The 6224-nt window shown below is 74.0% G+C and carries 5 protein-coding genes; 3 read left to right on the forward strand and 2 right to left on the reverse strand.

The window, feature by feature from the left end; all coding sequences use genetic code 11:
- Positions 1-227: 227 nt before the first annotated feature.
- A complete protein-coding gene (locus tag ACFV4F_RS41675; RefSeq protein ID WP_380445890.1) occupies positions 228-1586 on the forward strand; it encodes an NAD(P)/FAD-dependent oxidoreductase in 1359 nt (452 codons plus the stop codon).
- Between the two features lie 100 nt (positions 1587-1686).
- Here ACFV4F_RS41675 and ACFV4F_RS41680 read toward each other — a convergent pair whose 3' ends face one another.
- Both ACFV4F_RS41680 and ACFV4F_RS41685 read right to left on the reverse strand, forming a co-directional pair.
- Positions 1687-2883, reverse strand: a complete 1197-nt coding sequence (locus ACFV4F_RS41680) for a GDSL-type esterase/lipase family protein (protein ID WP_380510941.1) — start codon at positions 2881-2883, stop codon at positions 1687-1689.
- 287 nt (positions 2884-3170) lie between these two features.
- Positions 3171-4508, reverse strand: coding sequence for an aminotransferase class I/II-fold pyridoxal phosphate-dependent enzyme (locus tag ACFV4F_RS41685; RefSeq protein ID WP_380510943.1), 1338 nt, complete (start codon positions 4506-4508; stop codon positions 3171-3173).
- A 35-nt stretch (positions 4509-4543) separates the two neighbouring features.
- On the opposite strand from ACFV4F_RS41685, the gene ACFV4F_RS41690 reads away from it, so the two are divergent.
- Both ACFV4F_RS41690 and ACFV4F_RS41695 read left to right on the forward strand, forming a co-directional pair.
- Positions 4544-5266, forward strand: coding sequence for a pyridoxamine 5'-phosphate oxidase family protein (locus tag ACFV4F_RS41690; protein WP_380510946.1), 723 nt, complete (start codon positions 4544-4546; stop codon positions 5264-5266).
- A 60-nt stretch (positions 5267-5326) separates the two neighbouring features.
- Positions 5327-5953, forward strand: a complete 627-nt coding sequence (locus ACFV4F_RS41695) for an FMN-binding negative transcriptional regulator (RefSeq protein WP_380510949.1) — start codon at positions 5327-5329, stop codon at positions 5951-5953.
- The last annotated feature ends 271 nt before the right edge of the window (positions 5954-6224 follow it).

Below are 6224 nucleotides of genomic sequence, written 5' to 3' on the forward strand. Positions count from 1 at the left end.
CACCCACAGAGTCGGCAGTCGGAAAATCATCCAGCCCCCGGAGCGGCCACCCCCGCAGCCACCCCCGGCACCCCCCACCCACCCGAAAGCCCACGCCCCGCCCCCAAGCCCCGCGCAGCGGCCCCCATCCGCCCCACCCCAGTGGCACCCACCCCTCCCCCATGCGAGTGTGGCGGACAGCACCAAGGACCCCTCCCGGTAAGACCCGCACGGTAAAGGGATGAGCGATGGAACGACCCCGGATCCTGATCGTGGGCGGTGGCTTCGCCGGCCTGGAGTGCGCCCGCCGCCTCGAACACAAGCTGGCGCCCTCCGAGGCCGAGATCTCGCTGGTCACGCCGTTCAGCTACCAGCTCTACCTGCCGCTGCTGCCGCACGTCGCCGCCGGCGTCCTGACGCCGCAGTCGGTGGCGGTGTCGCTGCGCCGCAGCCTGCGCCGGACCCACATCGTGCCCGGCGGGGCCATCGGGGTGGACCCGGTGTCCAAGGTCTGCGTCGTCCGGAAGATCACCGACGAGGTGATCGCGCAGAAGTACGACATCCTCGTGCTCGCCCCGGGCAGCGTCACCCGCACGTTCGACATCCCGGGCCTCACCGACTACGCCCGCGGCATGAAGACGCTCGCCGAGGCCGCCTACGTCCGCGACCACGTGATCGCCCAACTCGACCTGGCCTCCACGACGCTGGACCAGAACGAGCGCGAGTCCCGGCTGCAGTTCGTCGTGGTGGGCGGCGGCTACGCGGGCACCGAGACGGCGGCCTGCCTGCAGCGCCTGACGACCGCCGCGGCCCGCCGCTACCCGCGACTGGACGCGCGGCAGATCAAGTGGCACCTGATCGACATCGCCCCGAAGCTGATGCCCGAACTCGGCGACGCCCTCGGCACGGCGGCGCTGGAGGTGCTGCGGGCGCGCGGCATCGAGGTGTCGCTGGGCGTGTCGGTGGCCGAAGTCGGCGCCGAGTCGGTCAAGTTCACCGACGGCCGGGTGCTCCCCTGCCGGACGTTGATCTGGACGGCGGGCGTCGCCGCGAGCCCGCTGATCGGCACGCTGGACGCGGAGACGGTGCGGGGCCGGATCGCGGTGACGGCGGAGATGCGGGTGCCGCAGTTCGACGGGGTGTTCGCGCTGGGCGACGCCGCGGCCGTCCCGGACCTCGCGAAGGGCGACGGCGCGGTGTGTCCGCCGACCGCCCAGCACTCGGCCCGGCAGGGCCGCGCGGTGGCGAACAACGTGATCGCCTCGCTCCGCCACCAGCCGCTGGAGCCGTACTACCACAAGGACTTGGGCCTGGTGGTCGACCTGGGCGGCAAGGACGCGGTGTCGAAGCCGGTCGGCGTCGAGCTGCGCGGGGTGCCGGCGCAGCTGGTGGCCCGCGGCTACCACCTGATGGCGATGCGCACCAACGTGGCGAAGTTCCGGGTGGGCGCGAACTGGCTGCTGAACGCGACGGCCGGCGACGACTTCGTCCGCACGGGCTTCCTGGCCCGCCAGCCCGCCCGACTGCAGGATTTCGAGTACACGGACGCGTACTTGACGAAGGATCAGGTCCGCGCACACGCCCAGGCGCTGCTCGCGAAGGGCTGAGGACCCCGAGGGGCCCTGGCCTCCCCCGTTCCACACGGGGAAGGCCAGGGCCACGTCGCGCCACGTCACATCGGGTCACATCACGTCACATCGCAAAACGTCACTCGGCGGCCAGGTACATCCCGCTCGCGTCCTGCCCGGCCGTGTTGCGGCACGCGTAGTTCCCGCTGCTCCGCGCGAACAGCTGGGTGAGGCAACTGCCCAGCGCCTGCTGCCCGTAGTAGTTCGGGTGCATCGACTCCTGCAACGCGCCCTGGGTGGTGTTGAGCCCGCCGTCGAGGAAGCGCGCCCACTCGCTGGTGGCCGCGGACGGCGCGGCGTCCGTGGTCGGCTGCTGGGTGGCCGTGGAGCAGACCTCGCGCCCCTGCAGCATGTCGGAGAGGTCGAGGAACTGGACGCCCTTGGCCGCGGCGACCTGCGCCAGCGCCTTGGAGACCTGCGGCACCATCGAGTCGCGCGCCCAGTCGGCGTCGCCGTCCCAGAACGGGCAGCCGCCGGTGTTGGAGCGGGTCCAGCCGCTCTCGGGGTAGCGCATCTCGGAGCTGCGCGGGATCGGGGACGGGTAGGACTGCAGCACGAGACGGTAAGTCCCCTGTCCGTAGCCCGCGTTGGACATCACAGCACGGATCTCGTCGATCGCCTTGCCGACGCCGGCCATCGCCGCCGGCATCTTCGAGTCGATCGCGGACTGCTGCGAGCCGTGGCAGTAGCTGTACCAGACGAGGTAGTCCTGGACGCAGCTGGAGATGACGCCGGAGAACCCGAGGTCGTTGCCGCCGATCGACAGCGTGATCAGCTTGACGTTGTTCTGCGCGGCCACGGCGGCGAGCTGGTCGGCCTGCGGCGCCTCGCCCTTGAGCGACTGGCCGCCGCTGGAGGCGCGGAAGACGTTGTTGGTGACGGCGCCCGAGCAGGCCAGGTTGATCTGCTTGGCCGCCACCGAGGACGCACCGGTCACCTCGGCGACGTCGGAGCGGTCGCAGCCGTTGGCGGCGGTGGCACCGTAGACGGCGCTCGGGTCGTAGGAACTTCCGTTCCAGGCACGGTCGGTGCCGCTCCGGTCGCCGCTGCCGTCGGCGGAGTTGCCCATCCACCGGCCGGCTTCGCCGGAGATGTAGCTGTCACCGAGCGTGACGCTGGCGGTGGGCCCGCTCGGCACCGCGGCGGAGGCGGCGGAGGCGGGCGCGGCGACGGCGACACCGCCGCCGATCGCGAGCGGGAGGGCGAAGGCCGCGGTGAGCAGCCTGCGGGCGAGTCGCGGGGTCGTGCGGGTGTTTCTCGAACCGTTTTCGGGCACGGCGGAACTCCTGCGGCTCGGTCTCCCCGTGGTGTGGGGACGGGAAGACGCGTGTGAGGGTAGGCCGCCGGCGCCGGTGGCGCGATGAAGATGGCATGACAGAGCTGGTTACCGCTAGGTACGTGCAGCAGGTTTCCCGCTTTGTTACCCACGGGTTCAGACCAGCCCCCACCCGCTCGGCCACCGATCCCCCTCCCCGAACCCCCTCCCCGAACCCCCGCCCCGGCCACCCGCACCCGCCGCACCCGCGACACCCGCACCCGCCACACCCGCCACACCCGCCGCACTCACACCAGCCGCGACCCGCCCCCGCCCGCCCCGAGCACCGCCGCGAGGTCGTCCGCCAGCCGCGGCGCCTCGTCCGGCCGGAGGTCGGCCGTGGTGATCCGGATCCCGGGCGGAGACTGGATCCGGTACCGCGCGCCGGGCGCCGCGACCCATCCGCGCTGCACGAGCGCGGTGAGCGCGGAGGTCTCGTCCGGCACGGGCACCCAGACGTTCAGCCCGCTCTCGCCGTGCGCCGCGATGCCGCGCGCCGCGAGCTCGCCGAGCAGCGCGTCCCGGCGGGCCCGGTAGACGGCGGCCACGGTGGCGACGGGCGCCGCGTCGGTGCGCCAGAGCTCGGCGACGGTCCGCTGGAGCAGCTGGCTGACCCAGCCCGCGCCGAGCCGCAGCCGCCCGGAGACGCGCCCGATGGTGTCCGCGTCACCGACCGCGACGGACAGCCGCAGGTCGGGCCCGTACGCCTTGGCCGCCGAGCGCACGACCGCCCAGTGCCGCGAACCGGCGCCGGCCAGCGGGTGGTAGGCCTGGTCGACCATGCCGTGCCCGTGGTCGTCCTCGATCAGCAGCACGTCGGGGTACCCGGCCAGCACCTCGCGCAGCGCCGCGGCCCGGGCGGCGGTGAGTGCGGCGCCGGTCGGGTTCTGGGCCCGGCTGGTGACGATCACGGCGCGGGCGCCCTCGTCGAGCGCCGCGGCGAGCGAGTCGGGCAGCGGGCCCTCGTCGTCGAGCCGGACGGGCGCGGGCCGCAGGCCCATCGCGGGCAGCAGGTCGAGCAGGCTGCCCCAGCCCGGGTCCTCGACGGCCACCGCGTCGCCGGGGCGCAGCCGGGTGCCGAGGATGCGCTCGACGGTGTCGAGGGAGCCGGAGGCGACGGCGATCGGGCCGCCGGGCAGGCCGTCGGCCTCGAAGGAGGCGCGGGCGAGGGCGAGCAGGCCCGGGTCGACGGAGGGGTGGCCGTAGAGGACGGGTTCGGCGCGGGCCGCCTCCGCCGCGGCGGCGAGGGGCGGGGCGAGGTCGGGCAGGAGGGCCGGGTCGGGGTTGCCGGCGGACAGGTCGCGGGCGTGCGGGGGCACGGGCACGCGGATCTGGTCGCGGGTGGTGAGGGCGGGCCGGGGCAGGATGCGGCTGCCCTTGCGGCCGGCGGTCTCGATCACGCCGCGGTCGCGCAGCAGGCGGTAGGCGGCGGCGACGGTGTTGGCGTTGACGCCGAGCTCGGCGGCGAGGTCGCGCAGCGGGGGCAGCGCGGTTCCGGGCGCGAGCTGCCCGCCACTGACGCCCTGTTCGATGTGGGCCGCGATTTCGCTGGCGCGTCGCCCTTTCAGCGGATAGTCTCCTAGCACAAAGCAAATTATGCACTAGTACATAGAGGTTTGTCATGTCGGTCCCTGCCACGGACAGCACCGCGTCGCACAGCACCACGTCGGACGCCACCGCCGCCACCACCGCCGGTGCCACCTACGCCCGCACCGCCCGCACCACGCCGACGCGCTACAAGGACCGCGCCACCTGGGAGCGGGACGCGATCCACGCGATACTCGACAGCACCTACCTCTGCCACCTCGGCTTCGTCGCCGACGGCGCACCGGTCGTCCTGCCGACGATCTACGCCCGCGTCGGCGACCGGCTCTACGTCCACGGCTCGACGGGCAGCCGCCCGATGCGCGGCGCCAAGGACGACGAGGGCCTGAAGGTCTGCGTCACCGTCACCCTCGTCGACGCGCTCGTGCTGACCAAGTCCGCGTTCAACCACTCCGTCAACTTCCGTTCGGTGGTGGCGCACGGCACCGCCCACCAGGTCACCGACCCGGAGGAGCTGAACGTCGCCCTGGACGCGCTGGTCGACCAGACCGTCCCCGGCCGCTCCGCCGAGGTCCGCCCGGCCAACGCCAAGGAACTCGCCGCCACCGCCGTGATCCGCCTCGACCTGGACGAGGTATCCGCCAAGTCCCGCGACGACGGCGCCAACGACGAGCCTGAGGACGTCGACCTGCCCTACTGGGCCGGCGTCGTCCCCGTCACCAGCGGCTTCGGCACCCCCGCTCCGGCCGCCTCCACCACCGTCCCGCTCCCCGCGCACCTGCGCGAGCTGGCCGGCTGACGAGGGTACCCCGCCCATGCACGACCAGACCCAGACCCAGAACGAGAACGAGAACGCGTCATGCTGATCCGCTCCTGGGACCGCGGCGACGAGGCCGAGTGGCGTGCGTGGCTCGCCGAGGGCCGGGACTTCGGCCTGCTCGCCGCCAACGGCGGGCAGGGCGAAGGCCCCGTCCTGGTCCCGACGCACTTCCTGCTCGACGCCGACCGCGGCGAGATCCTGCTGCACCTCGCCGCGCCCAACCCGCTGCTCGCCGCCGTCCGGGCCGACCCGCACGTCACCCTCGCGGTCACCGACGGCTACGCCTTCGCCCCCGGCCACTGGCGCGGCGCACCCGGCACGCCCACCAGCTACTACGCGTCCGTCCACTTCCAGTGCACGGCGGAGATCGTCGAGTCGGCCGCGGGGAAGGCCGAGATCCTCAACCGCCAGCTGGCACACTTCCAGCCCGAGACCCCGGACACCCGGGTCGTCCCGGGCGAGGGGGAGTTCTCCCGGCTGCTCCCGGGCCTGCGCGGACTGCGCCTGACGGTCCTCCAGGTGCGCGCCAAGTTCAAGTACGACGACAAGAAGCCGGCCGACGAGCAGCACGCGATCGCCGACCGCCTCGCCGAACGCGGCGGCGGCCAGGACACCCTGGCCCGCACCCAGCTGCTGCGCCGCAACCAGCGGCGCACCGCCGGCTGAGCCCGCGTCACCCCGGAGCACACGGGCCGCACGCCCCACCCCGCGCCCAGCGCCCCGCGCCCCGCGCCCCGCGCCCGACCACAGGCCGCACACCCCACCACCCGGCCACCCGCCTGACACGGCATCACCCGATCGGCCCACGAAACCGGGCCTCGGCCCCCCGCCACTGGTCGAATGTGAGACGTACCCTGCCCGGGCCGGGGCTCGGGGGGGCCCCCCCCCCCCCCGGGGCCCCCCGGCGGGCCCGGCCCCACACGGGGGGGGCGGGGGA

The sequence above is a fragment of the Kitasatospora sp. NPDC059722 genome (genome assembly GCF_042733235.1).
Taxonomy (GTDB): Bacteria; Actinomycetota; Actinomycetes; order Streptomycetales; family Streptomycetaceae; genus Kitasatospora.